Below are 15,814 nucleotides of genomic sequence, written 5' to 3'. Positions count from 1 at the left end.
TCGCCGAGCTGACCGCGCTGCTGGACGGGCTCGGCAGGGTGACCGAGGGATCCGGATCACCCGCAAGACGCTGCTCGAACTGCCCGATCCGCGGCCGTCTGCGCCGCCGACCGCGAAGTTGCCGGACCATCCGGCTTACCACCAGATCATGGCAGTGTTCGCCTCAGCCGACGTCCCGCTGCGGGCGCGAGCGGTGTGCGAGGCGATGGACGTGGAGATCGCGCCCAACAACATCAACAACGTCCGCCTGAAGCTCAAGTGGCTGGTCGGACGCGGAATCCTGGTCGAGACCAAGCAGGGCTTGTTCACCCAGCCGCGGCCATAGCCGCCCAGCGAACCCGCGGCCAGGCCGCTCGCCTTAAGCGAAAGTGCAACACGGGCACCAACTTCACATAGAGCCATCTGAGTTGTCGATCAGTCGATGCGGTCGCTCAGACCCAGCACCTTCGGGTTGTCGCTGGGGAAGTTCCTGGGCATGCCCGGCACGTCGATGGTGCGCCCGTACACGCCGGCCAGGAACTCGACGGCACCGACTGGGAACTCGATCCAGTCGGCATTGTCCGTGCGGACGACCACCGGCCATGCGTCTGGATCCGCAGGGAGTACGTCAATGCCGTTCCCGGCGCGGACGGCGTGGTCGAGGCGATGCTTACCGGGGTGTAGGTGTAGCCGTCCGTCGTGGGGTTCTGCTTGATCTCGACGTACTGCTCGAACCCGCTGCCACTGAGGGCCAAGGGCCTGAAGGCCAAGCAGCGGCGACAACCCGCGCTGGATTACGGAGGACACCGCCACCGGCGCATTCACCCGCAGAACGCCTGGCAGCGGGGCACCGCGGCCGGGCGCTGGAACCACCAGGCACGCCGGGTCAAGGTCGGCTGGAACTACAACCGGTTCGCCAACCGGCCTACCTTCCGCGTGGGCTGGCGCTGGCGCAACAAGCCCCGGCACTTCACCCTCTTCTAACGAAGGATGCCTAACGACATGACCTACCTGCACACCGACCTGGAGCTCAACGCCCGGGACGAGCCGACGGCGCGCGAGCGGGAGCTGGTCGACGCGGTCGACGCGCTCCTCACATCGGCCGACCCCGCCGGGATCATCAGAGACGAGGCCCAGTGGTACCTCGGCACAGCCCTGGAGGGTGAGAACAATCTTGAGCTCGCCCTGCCGCTCGGCTGGGACCGTGAAGTCGCGCTGCGCGTGCTGCTGACAAGCGAGTCGTACACCGTCGGCTGGGGTGGCGAGCTGGGGGAAAGCCCGGTCGTGTCGTCCTTCGCGTCGGCCGTACCCTCCCTCGGGGAAATGACGGCCGCTGTCGAGGCAGAGCTGTACCGGGAGCTCCGGGTATCTGAGCGCCGACGCCTCTTCGGTGGGGCGTCGGAGTTCCACCTCCGCCACAACGATGGCTGGACCGACCTGCTCCGCGGCGGCACCCCGTCGCGTAAGCAAGACCTCAAGCGGGCCTCGCACGAGGCCACGCTGAGGGCGGCTTGACCGTCCGCTCGCACCGCACCGCGGGCCCCGGCACCCTGTGCCGGGGCCCGCGGCCTTGTGCCTGGTCGGCGACTACGAAGCCTTCCCGCCCGCTGCCGCCAACTGATCGCCCTTACGACCCGCGCCAACCCGTCAGGCCCGTCGTGCCGAGTGAACCAGTTCCTTTGCGATTCCCCCTTCGAGCGAAACCCTGGCCCAAGGCCGTTGGCGGGTGGCAGGTACCGCCAGAGGATCCCGGTGCGGTCGACGTAGAGGATGGCGTCCGTGATGCGGCGCACATCGTGCTCGGGCGGGCGGCCGATGTCCAGGCCCTTCCCTCTTCGTTCGGCCCGCCAGGCTGTCAGAGTTGGTCGTAGCAGTTCCCAACGGGCATCGGACAGGCCACACAGGAAGCCGCCCCCGACCGCCGTCCCGGCATCCTCGTCGGCGACTGACCACCGAGCCCCCGGGCAAGCAGTGCTCCGCCACCGCTACCCCGGATAAGCCGATCGGGCGGGTCCCGCGCAACACCGGCATTCCGTTCAGTGGCCCTGTAGCCCCAGGCAGGAGCTCCCGGCTGATCCGGACGCCTCGACCAGTCCAGGACATGACGGTGAACGGGACGGGCAGCCGACCGGGGAGCGGCAGCGGCTGATCGACTGCCGCCGCGATGGCGCTGCGACCGTGGCGTCCCGGCCCGCCAAAGTCATGCCCCCTCGACGGCGGGCTCAGCGCCTGCTCAGCTTGCCGCTGGCCCCGATGGTGCCGCATCCGGTTCACCGGCACCCGCACCTCTGCGCCCCTCCCGGATCCCCCTCCCGTGGGGAGCCGGGAGGGGCGGCGGGCCCTGCCCGCTTCGCAGCGTGAGGCAGGGCCCGACCGGGGTGCGGGAAACGGGGGATCCCGCAGACCCAACGATGCACCCAATCCAGCCACAGCAACAGGGGCGTGACCGAAAAATGCGGGGTGGTCAGCACTTGATCGTCGCGCAGGGCATCCGCTCCGCGTACCCGGAGACCTCCGCACAGATCCGCCGCTGGTGACGGAAGTCCCGGAAGAGCCCATCTCGTACGTGTACCCGGACTGCTCCTGGAAGCCATTACGTCCAGCCCTCGGATCTCCCGTACGTACTCGCCGCCGCGCCACTCGCTGATCCGGGCCCATAGACCGGGGTGCTGGAGGCGTGCCTGTTGCTCGGGCAGCCGTCTGCCCGCGCTGCTGCGCCTGGGCAGTACTCCGCAGGCGATGCCACCGTCGACTCCCCGGTCTTCGTCGAGCCGGTTCGGGTCGCTCGGGTCCCGGAAGGTGATCGGTGTGAAGACCGGAGAGGTGTCGCGGGGGGTAGCTGGACACATCGACGCCGGGCGAGAAGCAAGCACGCGAACGCTTCAATGGAGATGACCTGTGGTGCCCGGCCCGGCATCGGTGTGGTCCACCGGCAGCTCTGAACGCCGGCGCCGGTATCGCGACAGTTGCGGTCCGGGACCGGCGTCGAGGGCTGCGGGGGATGTGTTCAGCGGGCGCCGACCACACCACCGTCTTCCCTGGTGATGACGATCGTGGCCGACCGGGGACGGCCGGTGGGGCTGAAGTCGGGCCAGTTCGAACTCAGCCGGGGGTTCTCGGGCGTACCGGAGTCACCGGGGTGCTGGATGTTCACGAACAGCGACCGGCCGTCCGGCGTGGACGTGATGCCGGTGATCTCGCAGCGCGGCGGACCGACCAGGAACCGGCGGATGTCGCCGGTGTCGGGGTCGGCTGCCAGCATCTGGTTGTTCTGCGCGACGCCGTTGACCGTCGGCTGTGTTCCGTCGGTCTGGATCCACAGGCGGCCCTGCGCATCGAACCAGAGGCCGTCGGGCGAGCCGAAGGCCTGGTCGGGGGGAACGGTGGCGCCGCTGGCCTCGTCCCCGGCGAGCAGGAAGATGTCCCACACGAACTTCTCCGAGCTGGGGTTGCGGTTCTCGTCGATCTTCATGATGTGCCCGAAACGGTTGTTGAGCCGCGGGTTGGGCGCGTTCACCGACTCGGTTCGGGCCGTGTTGTTGGTACAGGTGAAGAACACCGCGCCGGTGCGGGGCTGCACCGAGCACCACTCCGGGCGGTCCATAGGGGTGGCTCCCACGGCATCCGCGGCAAGACGCGCGTGGATCAGCACCTCGGCCTGGTCGGCGAACCCGTCGGCCTCGGTCAGGCCCGGCTTGCCGTGCACCAGCGGCAGCCACCTGCCGGAGCCGTCCTCCTCGAAGCGGGCGACGTACAGGGTGCCCTTGTCGAGGGGGCTGCGCCGACGTTTGAGCGCGTCCTTGATCGGCTCGGCGCCCACGAACTTGTAGAAGTAGTCGAACTGCGTGTCGTCACCCATGTAGACGACGGCCTCGCCGCGCTTGCCGCGCACGACGACGGCGTTCTCGTGCTCCATGCGACCCAGGGCGGTCCGCTTCTTGGGCTTCGACGAAGGGTCGAAGGGGTCGATCTCGACCACCCAGCCGAACCGGTTGTACTCGTTGGGCTCCACCCGCATGTCGAACCGCGGTTCCGTGGTGTACCACGGGTACGGGCTCTCCGATCCGATGCCGTAGCGCTCCTCGGCCGAGCCGGGCGGCGGCGGTTCCTCGTCGTAGAAGAAGTACTTGTTGATCGTTTCTTCGCACGTCAGGTAGGTGTCCCAAGGGGTCGGCCCGCTGGCGCAGTTGTTCAGGGTGCCCAGCACCCGGACGCCGTAGGGGTCCGCGCTGGTGCGTAGCAGCGGGTGGCCCGCCGCCGGCCCCGTGATCTCGGCAGGCGTGGTCATGGTCACCCTGCGGGCGTACTCGGATTCGTTGAGGCGCCACTGGCCGTCGCGGCGCCGCTCGATCTCGACGATCGACACTCCGTGCGCGGCCATCGACTTGGCGGTCTTCTCCGACGTCCAGTCGGTTCGGCCGTCGGTGTGCAGCAACTGCTCGGCCGTGGCCTCGTGGTTCACGCAGAGCAGACCGGAGCGATCGCCCTTGAGGGGGAAGAACCACATGCCGTCGTGCTGGTCACCTGCCTGCTCGGCCTGGTCGGCAGCGGTGTTGCCGGCGTCCTCGGCGAAGGCGGGCCCGGACGGCACGATCGGATGGCCCCAGGGGTAGAGCACCTGGTATCTGTACCCCGGCGGCAGCACGACCTCGTCGGCGTTACTCGGTGAGACCGCGGGGAACCCGAGCAGCGGCTTGCGGCCACCATGAGTCGCCGGGTTTGCCCGGTCGGTAGCGGCTGCCGCGGGCGGGGCGGCGAAGAACGACGCGGCGGCGGTGACGAGCCCTCCGGCCACCACGGCCCTGCGGGACAGGCGACGGTGGGCCAGCTCGGACATCGAAGGTGAAGCAGGTGTGTCGGGGCGCACGTACGGCCTCCAGCCAGGATCAACAACAAGGTTCCCCGGTCAGGGGTTCGCCACATTAGGAAGCCGAGATGGCCCACTCTTCCCTCGAAGGTAAATAGAAGGTCAAGAGAGGAGGCGTCGATAGGGAACTTCTGGGGCGATGAGGGTCATGGCGCGGTCGCGTCCGGCACACCGGAGATGGGCGCCGTGCGGCCCCGGCCCGCCCTACGTCCTGTCCACGAGTGGCGGGGTGCGGGACCTGAGGGGAGAGGCCGGACGCGATGGCGCGGACGGCATGTCCTGGACCGGGTTGGTTACCCGCCCGGTGTTGATGCGCCCCGGAACCGGCGAACACGGCCCGTTCTCGTGCTTCCGGCGGTTCTCGGCGATGGCTATCCGCGACGCCGCCGGCGGTGCCCTGCACGTCAGGACCACGGTCACCACCCGAACGGGACACCGCCGGACCCCTACAGGCCAAGAGCAGGCGGCGGGAACTGTCCTGCCAGGCGAGCCGCCTACTGAAGCAGCCGTCGGTACGTGCTTGACGTACACGAGGAGTCGGTCCGGTACGCGGGCACGGCCCGCCCGTCGACAGGAGATCCCCCAGGGACCGCAGGTACGTGCTCCGCGCGGCGACCGCCATCGGATTGCCCACCGCGGCGGCCGCCGCTGGCGCCATGTCCAGCTCTGGGGGTGAGACCGACCGGCCGCTGCGGGTGCACATCGTGATGGACCTCGCCTGCGGCGCACCGCGGAGGGAAACGGCAGGCTCAGCCGCGTAAGGAATGACGACGTGCAATGGTCTTAACCCTGTGCTCCAGGCGTAGATCATGCCGTTGGCGACCTCGGCGCTCTTGACTTTGCTCGCTATGCCGGTGTGCCGGCGATGCGAAACCCCTGCGTCCAAGATCGTGTTCGAGTCAGCTTCCACATCCTGGGCTGCGACTTCAGCGGTTCGGCGAGCTCGCTACGATGCCGACAGGGGTGTCGGGCGGTGCCGGGCATCTCAGTGGGCGGGGGTCGGGCGCCGGGGCAGATGGATGGCGGTCGCCAGCAGGCCGCGCTCCGCGGTCCAGCGCCCGTCGAATCCGCCGAGGCGTCGACCCTGCACCACGGGGCCCGGAACCAGCAGACGCGCCCGGAGGTCCGTCCGGCCGGAGCGAAGCCGATCTCCGCCTCTGAGAAGTCGAGTTCGCGTCCCGTGAGCGGATACCACACCTTGAAGACACTCTCCTTCGCGCTGAAGAGAAGCCTGCCCAGTTCACCTCGGGGCGACGGGTGGCCAGCGAGACGATGCTGTCCCGTTCGTCGGACAGCGCGATCGCTTCGAGCACGCCCTCGGGCAGCGGCGCGTCCGGTTTCGCGTCGATGCCCAGTCCGACCGTGTCCTGGGCCCCCTCCAGCGCGGCGGCCCGGTAGCCGTCGCAGTGAGTCATGCTGCCGACGATTCCCTCCGGCCACCGGGGGCCCCGGTGGCCGGGCATCAGTGCCACCGGCGGCCGGCCCAGTTCGCGCAGCGCGCGTCTGGCCAGGAACCGTACGGTGGTGAATTCCCGCTGCCGTTCGGGCACCGCCCGTGCGATCAGCGCGCTCTCCTGCGGGAACAGTTCCTCGCCCGGCTCTTGTCCGTCGTCGTAGGACACCGCTGTCACGACCTCGGGAGGCAGCGCGCCGTGGATCACGGACGGCCCGAGCGTTCCGCGCGGGAAGGATCCGGCGCAGGGGCTCCCGTGGCGGGCGCTCACGCCACTCGCGGGGGTAGCCGACCGAGACCTCCTCGAAAGGCACGCCGTCGTGCCGGGTGACCCGGGGGATGTGCAGGTGCCCGTAGACCACGGCGGCGGCGCGGAAAGGCACGTGCCAGTCGGCTGTCAGGTCCGTGCCGCACCACTGGGCGAGCTCCGGGTAGCGCAGGACCCGGGTGGGGCCGCGGACCAGCGGATAGTGGTTGACCAGGACCGTGGGCATGGACGGGGCGACCGCCGCCGGTCGGCGTTCGGTCTCCTCGGCATGTGAGCGGCACCAGGCGGCCCAGTACGCGCAGGCCCGCGCGCAGGAGGACCGCTCGGTGCGCACGGAGGCGTTCGACGTGATGGCGACGGGGGAGTGGGAGCTCGAGGGCGCGGTGTGGCAGGAGACCGACCTGCTGCTGTGGAAGCCGCCCACGTCCTGGTTCAGCGTCAACGCCTTCTTCGTACCCGACGGGGACGGGTGCCAGCTGCGGAACTGGTACGTCAACTTCGAGTACCCCCACCCGCCGCACCGAAGCCGGGTTCGACACACTCGACCTCACCGTGGACCTGGTCGTCGCGCCCGACCTCACCCGCTGGGAGTGGAAGGACGAAGACGAGTACGCCCACGTGCGGCGCCTCGGCATCCTCTCCGACACCGAGCACCGGGCCGTCGACGCCGCCCGCGGCGAGGTCCTGGCGATGCTCACCGAACGCACCGGTGTCTTCGCGCAGGCGGAACGGTGGGCGGCCTGGCGGTGGGATCCGGTTTGGCCCACACCGTGCCTGCCCCGGCCGGTTGCCGCGACGCGACGCTAACGAGGTCGGTGCTCTACGTTCCCGCCCGCTCGGTCCCGCGACCGCGTCTCCACCCGGGAGACCATGCGCGGCCGGGTGGAGAGGACCGTCACCATGACCTTCATCGAGCCCGGCCTGTATGTACGCAACGGCTTCGCCGAAGGGCCGCTCGCCGACGCCGCGCTGTCCCGCGCGGCCCGCGCCGGGCGGCTTCTCGACGAACTGCAGGAGCAGGCGCCCACGATGACCGACGGCCAACTGCGCGACGGCGTGCACCGGGCGCTGTGCCGCTTCACCCAGGAACAGCCGCCCACGTGCCAGGTCGACAGCGTCACCGCGCTGATCCGCCGGGGGGTGCGCATCGACTGGCCCGTCTCCGACCGGCTGCCCTGCGCCTGACGCCGGCGTACGGGAGAGGCCGGACGATCGAGCGTCGCCGGCCTCTCGCTGTCGTTGGCGGCTTGGAGGCTGGTCGGATCAACGATGGTGACGAGCACCTGCTGCGCGGCCGAGTGTACGGCCACGACCACGACCGACCCAACCCCGGCCCGCTCCCACACCAGACGTACGCCGTCCTGGTCGGCGGGCCGCTGGACGGACTGCTGCTCGACATCACCGGCTGGCGGCCGGAGGAGATCGAGGACGGCGTCGCCCTGACGACCGAGCTGGGGCGGCGGCCGGGCGCTGTACGACCGGCTCCCCGGCAAGCCCCGCCCGCCGGGTGGCCCGGGTGTGGTGTGCCGCTTCCACTACTCCGGCGACACACCCTGACGCCCGCTGTCCACGGCTTGCCTTCGGTCAGCTGGCCTGCGGTGTTCTCGATTCACAGCAGCGTCCACTCGACTCCGGCCCGCCACCCCGGCTCCGCGCTTTCGTAGCGGCCTTCGGCGTCGGCGCGGATGCTCGCGGCCAGGGCGCGCAGGTCCTTCTGCAGTCCCTGCCGCTTGGCCGTGTCCATGGCCTGGATCATCTCGTCGGTGATGTCACCGGGTCGCAGTGCGTTCACCGCCCCACCTTGGACGACGGCCCCGCTGATGGCCGTACCTCCAGGCCGCCGACCTGGGACGTGCGGTGGCGATAGCGTCCTGCCCCATGACTACCACCGACACGACCGCGTCCCTGGCTCTGGCCGTTGCGGTCGGTGCTGCTATTGCCGGCATCGGCTCCTGGAGGGCCGCCGTCCGTCGCCGCGACCCACGCTTCCTGGGTGCGACCCCCGATCCGGCCGCCGCGCTCGCCGCGGCTGACGACGACGGCCCTTCGGGTGAGGCCCCGATCATCCTCGGCCCCACCCGACTCTTCAGCGACTGCGGCCGTCCGCGATCGATGACGTCGGTGTGCCCGCCGCAGGTTTGTGCCGAGGCCGGGACTCCGCCGGTGCCCGCGTGCCATCATGTGCGTCCGTTCATCGGTGACATACGGTGGTGAGGCGTCGTGTCTGTTCCCAGCGCTCCGGAGAACCCACCGCCGCCGCCGGTGGCACCGCCTGCCGTACCCGCTGATGATCCGGCGTCCGGGGGCCAGCCGGAAGAACCCACCGTTACAGTCAGCCCGCCTCCTGGTCCACCCGCCCGGCGTCGTACCTTCCAGGCTCTCCTGGACACACTGTTCCCTGACGCGGCTGCCTCGCAGGGGCCGGATCGGCGGAGAAGACTCTGGGTGGCGGCTGCTGTCCTGGCGACGGTCGTCCTGTTCGTGCCGTTACGCGACTGGATCGTCCCCTGGGCCGCGGATCAGTTCTTCGCCGAATCGGCGACGCGCACTCAGAACGCGGTGGACGACAAACTGGACCGTGAAGGGGACGCCTTCACCGTCAGTGTCCGGGACGACACCGACTCAGAACAGCCCATCTACATCCTGGACCGCCCCTTCACCGCCGCGGAGCGGCAGGCCCTGTACGGGCTCGACCTCAGGTCGGACGAGGGGAACCGTGTGTTCGGCAGCCTGGTGGGATCCCGTGCGAAGAAGCTGGCCTATTCGTCGGAGACCGCCAGCGGATTCTCCAAGATCTGGCTCATGGACTTCCACAGCGACCGGGACGCGGAACTCTCCGTCATCGGCCTGCGGGCCAAGAACCTGAGATGCACCACCGCGTCGGCGAAGGTGCTCTTCCTCCTTCCGCAACAGGGCGGGGGCGTCTACGAGGGCATGTTCTTCGACCTGCCGGAGAAGAACACCCCCACCATCACCGGCAATGACAAGAACCGGGGAAAGCCGTTCTTCAGCTTCAAGAAAATCGACCTCGGGGGCTCCGCCACTCCGGGCGGTCTGCGGGTGGAAGTCTCCTCGGGGACCAGCGACTGCCAGTGGGTTTTCGAGGCAACCTACAGCGATTCCGCAGGAACCCGCACACAGGAGATCACCGACGGCGGCAAGCCGTTCGCGATCGACGGTATCCCCGCAGGCGAGGCGCAGAGATTCGTCATCGATCCCGGTGCCCAGCCGGGGCAGCGCTATGTCATCGACTGCGCCGAGACGCAGGATTTTTGCTGACCGGTCACCGCCGCTGATCCGCGCCGGGCAGCCGTCCGCTGTGTGCCGGCCATCCTGCCCACTTCCTGCTGGAGCCGTACCGAACGCATGCATCCCGCCCGCGGTCAGGTCCAGCAGTACGGTCTCCCCGTGACGGAGAGGGAAGCCCGGCGTCCCGGGTTTGCCCGGCGCTTTCCCCAAGCAGGCTGATACCTGGGCTGGGGCGTCCGTCCTCGAGCAGGACCAGAAGACTGGTACGCCATGCACGAGCAGACTCGCGTCTGCCGCCTCTACCTCTCCAACGTGCCGCCAGGGTTCCTCCAGACCCCGGCGTTCGCAACCGCGCTCATGACCCAGATCACCGCCTTCCAGGGCACCCCCGACGGTGTCGCCGAAGCGGTCGCCGCACGCGTCGCCCGCTCCCGGTTCCTCTACGAGGGCGGCCACCGCTACGTCGTCCTCCTTGAGGAGTCCGTCCTGCGCTTCCGCACCGCCGACCCGGAGGTGATGCGCGGCCAACTGCGCCACCTCCTGACCGTGATGCCGCTCGCCTCCGTCTCGCTGGGGATCATCCCGTTCACCGCGCAGCGCACCGTGTGGCCGCTGGAGGCGTTCTACGTCCACGACGACTCCGTGCCGGTGGTGGAGACGTTGACGGCGGAGATCAAGGTGACGCAGCCGCGCGAGCTCGCCGACTACGCCCAGGCGTTTGTCGGCCTCGCGGAGATGGCCGTCTACGGCGACGCCGCCCGCACCCAACCCTCATCCGGGCCGCGATCGATGCCCCGGAGTGAACATCGCGCATTTGACCGCAATCTCGTTGAGGACCAATCCGCCTTCTCCGTAGCGTCGAATGACACCGACGCACCCAGCAACAGAAGGCGGTGCCCATGAGCGCACCCACACCCGCCGGACCCGAACCCGAAGTACGCGGCCTCCAGCCGTCCGACTTCGGCCGGCCTTGCCCGGCGTTTCTGGAACGCGCCGACCGCGGCTACGCCCGCTTCCTCGCCCACACCACCCAGGCCCCGGACGACAACGCCGACGGCCGCGACGACACGGCGAGGCACCGATGAGCAGCACACACCCGGTCCTGCACGATCCCGAAGGACGCCTCGAAGCGGAGTTCCCGCTCGACCGGACTCCCCACGAGTGCCTGATCAAGGCCGTGTTCGGATGGACCGACGATCCCGGCCTGGCGCCCGCGGACCTCCAGCAGATCGCGCTGCTCCTCACCGGCGCCGCCCGCGCCGTGGCCGGCGATGTCCGCCGCGCCGCAGACCTGCTGCCCGACGAACACGCCGCCCGCGCGCTCGCCGACGTCGTCCTCGACGAAGCCGACCGCCGGCTGTCGGTCCGCATGGAAGGCACCGTGCGCTGTGTCCAAGGCCGCGCCCGCCTCGTCCGCGCCCTCTACGAGCGCCTGGACCGCCTCGCCGCCGCCGCCCCTGAGCCCGCCAGTACCCCCTGAGACCACCGCACCCGGGCTCGACACCATCACCGCGTGCCTGGCCCTCGATCCCGCCGACCGGCCCCCCTCGGAGCCGCATCGGCTCGATCTCCAACGCCCGGTCCCCGATCGTGAACTGCCCGCGCGTCTGCTGTTCGACCACGTCCCGCAGCTCGGCGTTTCTGGATTTCGTAAGTATTGAGCCGTTTCCAACCTGACGGGAGGTTGGAAACGGCTCACGGATTGCTGCTGTCCGCCCTGGGTATCGGGTCGATGATCGGCAGTGCGGTCGCGGCCCGGGTTTCCCGGTTGCTCGGAGAGTCCCACGCGGTGGCGGTCGGCGTCGGGGGACTGCTCACCACCATCGCGGCGCCCGGCCTCTCGAACAACGTGTGGGTCATCGCGCTGTTGATGACCACAGGCAGCGCGGTGGGCACGCTCTTCGGGGTGAAGGTCATCTCCATGCGGCAGAGATCCGTGTCGAACGACCTCCTCGGCCGCGTCAACTCCGCGTTCCAGTTCGTCGGGATCGGGTCGGCGCCCCTCGGTGCGACATTTGGAGGGCTGATGGCATCTACGGTCGGTATCCGGCCGGTATTCCTGTGCCTGAGCGCGGTCGCCGCGCTGACCGTCGTCCTGCTCAGGCCATGGCGCCGGGAACCGGTGTCCGTGGCGGCGTGAGTCCCCGCCGCTCCAGCAGCGGCTCCAGGCATGGCGGCCGTCCCGTGAAGGCGGCGTAGGCCGTGAGCGGGTCGCGTGGCGACGATCCGCCGCTGCACGGCTCGTACCTTCGGGAGAGCTGCCTCTGCCATCGACTCACTCTCTCGCCGCGGCGCCCGGGAGGGCACCGTCCGTGCTGGTCAACGACCGGCCGGGGCCAGCGCCCGGTGCGACTTTTCCCTGCGCGTGCCGCCCGCCCACGGGGCGCCGGGACGCACCGGACGGGGCGCCCGAGAGGGCTACCCCGTCCTTGCCAGCTCAGATCGCAGCGCCGGCCGGCATGCCCTGTGGACCGCGCGGGCCGGGCACCATGGCCGTGGCGGCGAGGTCCAGGTCGAGACGGCTGTTCATATCCAGTTCGAACCGGCCGTACGGGTTCACGTGGGTCCAGAACAGCGGAGACAGTCCCCGCCGGTCCGCCGCAGTGAGGACGTCCGCCCACGGGCCTTGGGTCAAGGCCCGACCCTTTTCTCATCTGTCTCCCAGGCGATCCCGGGAGTTCCACTCCGCCGCAGTTCAGTGGCCCTCCCATCCTGGAGTGGGAGTGATCTTCCAGATCTACATCGGCATGTGCATGTTGCTCTCGTGGTTCGCCACCTGGGTGGCGCGAAGGCAGCGGCGCAATCCGAGGACGGAGGCGGTGGGGGTGGCCCCGGCCGAACCGGGGACGCTGCTGCCAGGAGGGCAGTAGCCGGGCCCTGCCCGCCCGGCAGCAGTCGGTGATCACTTCTCGCGCAGCGGGACCGAGAGATGACTCGGGTCCGTGGAGGGCGAGGAGAAGGTCAGCTGCGCGCCGGTCGGGTTGTGCTCGATGTACAGCGGATCGACGGTGTCGATCACCAGGGCGAGCCGGTGACCGGCCGGGACGTCGTAGGCCGTGGAGAACAGCTCCAGGTCGACGGGGAACGGCCGGCCCGGCGTCTGCCCGTGGAACGTGTACGGGGCGTTGCTGACCAGCTTGCCCACGCCGAGCGGGCCGACGTCGTAGAGGTACGCGACGAAGGTGCCGCTCGACTTGCTGCTGGTGACCGTGGTGTGCAGCTCGGCCGTACCCCGGACGCGCTGCTCGGAGCCGTACCTCTCCGACTGCCAGACGCTCGCGAAGGTGCGCGGCAGAAGGGGTACGGAGACCGTGGGCGGCAGCCTCAGGAACTGGTCCAGCGCGTTGGAGAGCAGCGTGATGCCCCCGTTGGCGCCCGAGTCGACGTTCGCCCACACCTTCTTCGTACCGTCGAGCTGTATGCGGTTCTTGGCCGCGCCCACCGACTTCCAGTCCGGGTAGCCCTCATACCCCTTGTCGTTGCGGGACTTGAGCTGGACGGGCTGCTCGGTGTCGATGCCGTTGCGTTCGCCCTTGAGGTAGCGGTCGAACCAGCGGCGGGTGCTCGTCCAGGTGTCGTTGGGCAGCCCGAACAGGCCGGTCAGCTCGGCGGTCGCGTGGTCGCCGGGGCGGAACTCCAGCCGCTTGGGGCCGGCGAGCTTCTCGTAGAACGAGGCGTACTGGTTGGGCGGGAAGATCGTGTCGCCCCAGGCGTTGCCCATCATGATCGCCGCGCCGTTGGCGTTGATCTTGTCGAGGTAGGTCGCGGGGGAGCGCTTGGCGCCCCAGGCGATCATCTCCGGTTCCTTGTCCAGCTTCGAGCCGAGAAAGTCCTTGAGCGTCTGCGACAGTTCGTCGCTGGGGCGGCCGGTGATCAGCCCGGCCCCGCCGAGCAGGGCCGCCGCCTGGAGGTGCTGGGTCCGGCCGCTGTAGATCGAGTCGATCAGGTCGGCCCAGCCGCTGAGCGCCGCCACCGCCTTGATCCGGGGGTCGTGACCGGCCGCCAGCAGGCTGATGCCCGCTCCGTAACTGACCCCGCCCATGCCGATCCGGTCCGGGTCGGCCGAGGTGTTCGCCAGCGCCCAGTCGATGACGGCGGAGGCGTCCGCGATGTCCGGCGGACCCGCCACCTCGATCTTCCCGCCGGAGAGCCAGAAGCCGCGCGAGGTGTAACTCACCACGACATAGCCGGAGTCGGCGAGCTTCTGGGCCTGCGCCAGATACTCGATCTGCGGCATGGCCCAGCTGGTCGGGAAGACGATCAGCGGGTGCTTCGCCCCGGCCGGGGCCGCCTCTCCGGACGGTCTGAACACATTGCCCTTGAGCGTGATGCCGCCGGAGCCGGGGATGTCGTGGAACGTCAGGTTCGGCGCGGAGGCGCTCGCCGAGGTGGGGGCGGGCGCCGCGCCGGCCGCCGGAGCCGCGCCGAGGGCGGCTCCGGTCAGCAGGACGACGGCGGTGGTGATCGAAGCGGTGGTGCGCAGTGCCGGTTTCGGACGTACCACGGGTCACTCCTCACGCGTGTCAGTGCAAAGTGACCCGACGGTAACCCCGGTTGTTTACCGCTGGTAACTACCGGGTGTGTTGCGTGAAGGTAACGATTATTGGACGCCGTGTCAGCAGTGGCTCACTTCAGTGCGCTCTTCGCCTGCCAGTCGGTCCACGACACGTTCCACGCGCCGTACCCGTTGCCCTCGGCGACCGTGCCCTTGGCGTCGGCGCCGGTGATCTCGAACGGGTCGCCCACCCGCACCTGCCCGTAGAGCGCGGAGGCGTTGGCGTCGCTCATGCCGAGACAGCCCGAGCTGCGGTTGGCGTTGCCGAAGTAGCCGGAGTTCCACGGCGCGGCGTGGGCGTACATCCCCGACCAGGTCAGCCGCATCGAGTAGTCGACCATCTTGTCGTACGCGTCGCCGAGGCCCACCGTCTCGGAGCGCATGTTGATCGTGCCCTCCTTCGACATCAGGACGGCCGTGCCCCGCCAGGACGCCTTGTCGCCGCCCGGCGTACCGCCCGACATCGGTGCCTGGAACACCTGCTTGCCGTCGCGGTGCAGGGACAACCGGTGCCCGTCTAGGTCGACCTTGACCACCTGGGCCGCGCCGATGGTGAACGTGGTCGTGTAGTCACGGACGAACCAGCCGCCGTCCGCGCCCGTGTCGATGCCGTTCAGCTCCGCGGCCAGGGTCACCTTCGTCCCCGGCTTCCAGTACTCCCTGGGCCGCCAGTCGACGCGGTCCTTGCCCGAGTAGTCCTGCAGCCAGCCCCAGGAGCCCTCGGTGCTGTTCGAGGTGGACACCTTCAGGGCCTTCTCCACCGCCGCCTTGTTCTTCACCGGGTGGTCGAAGACGACCGACAGCGGCTGGGCGATACCGACCGTGGTGTTCTTGCCCGGTGCGAGCGACAGCTTGTTGACCTTCTCCGCCTCGGCGGTCGTGAACGTGGCCGAGTCGCTGCCGCCGTCCGCGTCCTTCGCCTCGACGGTGTACGCGGTCCCCGGCGCGGCGATCCGCTCGGATATCCAGGTCCGGCCGTCGGCGGATATCTTCCCGGCCAGGGCACCGCCCTCGCCCGCCGTCACCGACACTGTCTTCAGCTTGCCCTGTGCCAGCGTGACCTTCACCGGTCCGCCCGGGGCCGCCGCCTCGCCCCGGAGGTTCACCGAGATGCTGGTCCCCGGCGCCTTGCCGTCCTCGCCGGCCTGCGCGGCGGAACCGGCCGCTCCGCCCGAGCAGGCCGTGAGGGCAGCGGCGAGCAGCGCCGCCGGGACGGTCAGGGCGAGCCGGGCGCTCCGGCCGGCCGGGGCGGTACGACGGATGCGCGGGCGTGCAGAACTCAACGGAAAAACCTCCAGGGCAGCAAGACTCGACAGGTGAGAGGCGTTTTCCCCCCTGTCGGGTTCCGTTTCCCCCATGTCGGGTTCCGCCCGGACTGCCCGCACGATCCGCCCGACCGGCGCCGGACCGCGCGGAGTACTTTCCACCGTCGGCCAGAACCTC

The 15,814-nt window shown here is 69.7% G+C and carries 15 protein-coding genes and 7 pseudogenes; 12 read left to right on the top strand and 10 right to left on the bottom strand.

All coding sequences use genetic code 11. The features are described 5' to 3' along the window. The first annotated feature begins 148 nt into the window (after positions 1-148). Positions 149-325, top strand: a complete 177-nt coding sequence (locus ACK8N7_RS37800; protein ID WP_403217725.1) for a hypothetical protein — start codon at positions 149-151, stop codon at positions 323-325. Between the two features lie 89 nt (positions 326-414). Here ACK8N7_RS37800 and ACK8N7_RS37795 read toward each other — a convergent pair whose 3' ends face one another. Beyond that, entirely contained in the window at positions 415-576 is a 162-nt protein-coding gene (locus ACK8N7_RS37795; RefSeq protein WP_403217724.1) for a hypothetical protein, read from the bottom strand. A gap of 102 nt (positions 577-678) precedes the next feature. On the opposite strand from ACK8N7_RS37795, the gene ACK8N7_RS37790 reads away from it, so the two are divergent. Next, positions 679-963: a hypothetical protein gene (locus ACK8N7_RS37790; RefSeq protein ID WP_398813403.1), complete on the top strand. Its 285-nt coding sequence runs from the start codon at positions 679-681 to the stop codon at positions 961-963. 18 nt (positions 964-981) lie between these two features. Beyond that, a complete protein-coding gene (locus ACK8N7_RS37785) occupies positions 982-1,494 on the top strand; it encodes a hypothetical protein (RefSeq protein WP_403217723.1) in 513 nt (170 codons plus the stop codon). A 212-nt stretch (positions 1,495-1,706) separates the two neighbouring features. Here the strand turns inward: ACK8N7_RS37785 and ACK8N7_RS37780 are convergent. The 5 genes and pseudogenes from ACK8N7_RS37780 to ACK8N7_RS37760 all read right to left on the bottom strand — a co-directional run. Further along, a pseudogene (locus ACK8N7_RS37780) lies at positions 1,707-1,883 on the bottom strand (transposase); the annotation flags it as partial. A gap of 1,103 nt (positions 1,884-2,986) precedes the next feature. Continuing rightward, positions 2,987-4,846, bottom strand: coding sequence for a PhoX family protein (locus tag ACK8N7_RS37775; protein ID WP_403217722.1), 1,860 nt, complete (start codon positions 4,844-4,846; stop codon positions 2,987-2,989). Between the two features lie 1,167 nt (positions 4,847-6,013). Then, positions 6,014-6,286 (bottom strand): annotated as a pseudogene (locus ACK8N7_RS37770) (hypothetical protein); the annotation flags it as partial. Continuing rightward, positions 6,286-6,396 (bottom strand): annotated as a pseudogene (locus tag ACK8N7_RS37765) (4'-phosphopantetheinyl transferase); the annotation flags it as partial. The pseudogenes ACK8N7_RS37770 and ACK8N7_RS37765, both read right to left, overlap by 1 nt. Positions 6,397-6,526: 130 nt before the next feature. After that, positions 6,527-6,841, bottom strand: a pseudogene (locus ACK8N7_RS37760) (metallophosphoesterase); the annotation flags it as partial. Positions 6,842-7,119: 278 nt separating this feature from the next. Between ACK8N7_RS37760 and ACK8N7_RS37755 the strand changes: the two are divergent. From ACK8N7_RS37755 to ACK8N7_RS37745, 3 genes and pseudogenes are all read left to right on the top strand, one after another. Next, on the top strand, positions 7,120-7,374 hold the full coding sequence (locus tag ACK8N7_RS37755; RefSeq protein WP_403217721.1) for a DUF402 domain-containing protein: 255 nt from the start codon (positions 7,120-7,122) through the stop codon (positions 7,372-7,374). Between the two features lie 93 nt (positions 7,375-7,467). Next, positions 7,468-7,752: a hypothetical protein gene (locus ACK8N7_RS37750; protein ID WP_403217720.1), complete on the top strand. Its 285-nt coding sequence runs from the start codon at positions 7,468-7,470 to the stop codon at positions 7,750-7,752. A 77-nt stretch (positions 7,753-7,829) separates the two neighbouring features. Further along, a pseudogene (locus ACK8N7_RS37745) lies at positions 7,830-8,124 on the top strand (hypothetical protein). 52 nt (positions 8,125-8,176) lie between these two features. Here the strand turns inward: ACK8N7_RS37745 and ACK8N7_RS37740 are convergent. Then, positions 8,177-8,359 carry a hypothetical protein gene (locus tag ACK8N7_RS37740; protein ID WP_403217719.1) on the bottom strand — a complete coding sequence of 61 codons (183 nt, stop codon included), beginning with the start codon at positions 8,357-8,359 and terminating at the stop codon, positions 8,177-8,179. A gap of 653 nt (positions 8,360-9,012) precedes the next feature. Between ACK8N7_RS37740 and ACK8N7_RS37735 the strand changes: the two genes are divergently transcribed. The 5 genes and pseudogenes from ACK8N7_RS37735 (at position 9,013) to ACK8N7_RS37715 (ending at position 11,956) form a co-directional block, all read left to right on the top strand. Continuing rightward, the gene (locus ACK8N7_RS37735; protein WP_403217717.1) at positions 9,013-9,846 is read left to right on the top strand and encodes a hypothetical protein; all 834 of its coding nucleotides are present in this window, start codon (positions 9,013-9,015) and stop codon (positions 9,844-9,846) included. Positions 9,847-10,074: 228 nt separating this feature from the next. Continuing rightward, positions 10,075-10,619 (top strand): annotated as a pseudogene (locus ACK8N7_RS37730) (Scr1 family TA system antitoxin-like transcriptional regulator); the annotation flags it as partial. A 96-nt stretch (positions 10,620-10,715) separates the two neighbouring features. Further along, positions 10,716-10,901 carry a hypothetical protein gene (locus ACK8N7_RS37725; RefSeq protein WP_403217716.1) on the top strand — a complete coding sequence of 62 codons (186 nt, stop codon included), beginning with the start codon at positions 10,716-10,718 and terminating at the stop codon, positions 10,899-10,901. Continuing rightward, positions 10,898-11,296, top strand: a complete 399-nt coding sequence (locus tag ACK8N7_RS37720; protein ID WP_403217715.1) for a restriction endonuclease — start codon at positions 10,898-10,900, stop codon at positions 11,294-11,296. The genes ACK8N7_RS37725 and ACK8N7_RS37720 overlap by 4 nt, the downstream gene beginning before the upstream one ends. A gap of 222 nt (positions 11,297-11,518) precedes the next feature. Then, positions 11,519-11,956 (top strand): hypothetical protein, encoded by a 438-nt coding sequence (locus ACK8N7_RS37715; protein WP_500446097.1) that lies wholly within the window; start codon positions 11,519-11,521, stop codon positions 11,954-11,956. Between the two features lie 297 nt (positions 11,957-12,253). On the opposite strand, the gene ACK8N7_RS37710 is transcribed toward ACK8N7_RS37715, so the two are convergent. Beyond that, positions 12,254-12,451, bottom strand: coding sequence for a transposase (locus ACK8N7_RS37710; protein WP_500446234.1), 198 nt, complete (start codon positions 12,449-12,451; stop codon positions 12,254-12,256). Positions 12,452-12,518: 67 nt separating this feature from the next. On the opposite strand from ACK8N7_RS37710, the pseudogene ACK8N7_RS37705 reads away from it, so the two are divergent. After that, positions 12,519-12,686 (top strand): annotated as a pseudogene (locus tag ACK8N7_RS37705) (amino acid ABC transporter permease); the annotation flags it as partial. A 32-nt stretch (positions 12,687-12,718) separates the two neighbouring features. Here ACK8N7_RS37705 and ACK8N7_RS37700 read toward each other — a convergent pair. Together ACK8N7_RS37700 and ACK8N7_RS37695 are read right to left on the bottom strand one after the other, a co-directional pair. Beyond that, positions 12,719-14,320, bottom strand: coding sequence for a CocE/NonD family hydrolase (locus ACK8N7_RS37700; RefSeq protein WP_403217712.1), 1,602 nt, complete (start codon positions 14,318-14,320; stop codon positions 12,719-12,721). Between the two features lie 122 nt (positions 14,321-14,442). Then, positions 14,443-15,654 (bottom strand): L,D-transpeptidase, encoded by a 1,212-nt coding sequence (locus ACK8N7_RS37695; RefSeq protein WP_500446095.1) that lies wholly within the window; start codon positions 15,652-15,654, stop codon positions 14,443-14,445. Positions 15,655-15,814 lie beyond the last annotated feature (160 nt).

Origin of the sequence: Streptomyces griseobrunneus (assembly GCF_046713465.1) — a bacterium.
GTDB classification, from domain to species: domain Bacteria; phylum Actinomycetota; class Actinomycetes; order Streptomycetales; family Streptomycetaceae; genus Streptomyces; species Streptomyces microflavus.
Note: the sequence above shows the minus strand (reverse complement) of the source record. Positions and strands in the feature narration are given on the sequence as shown.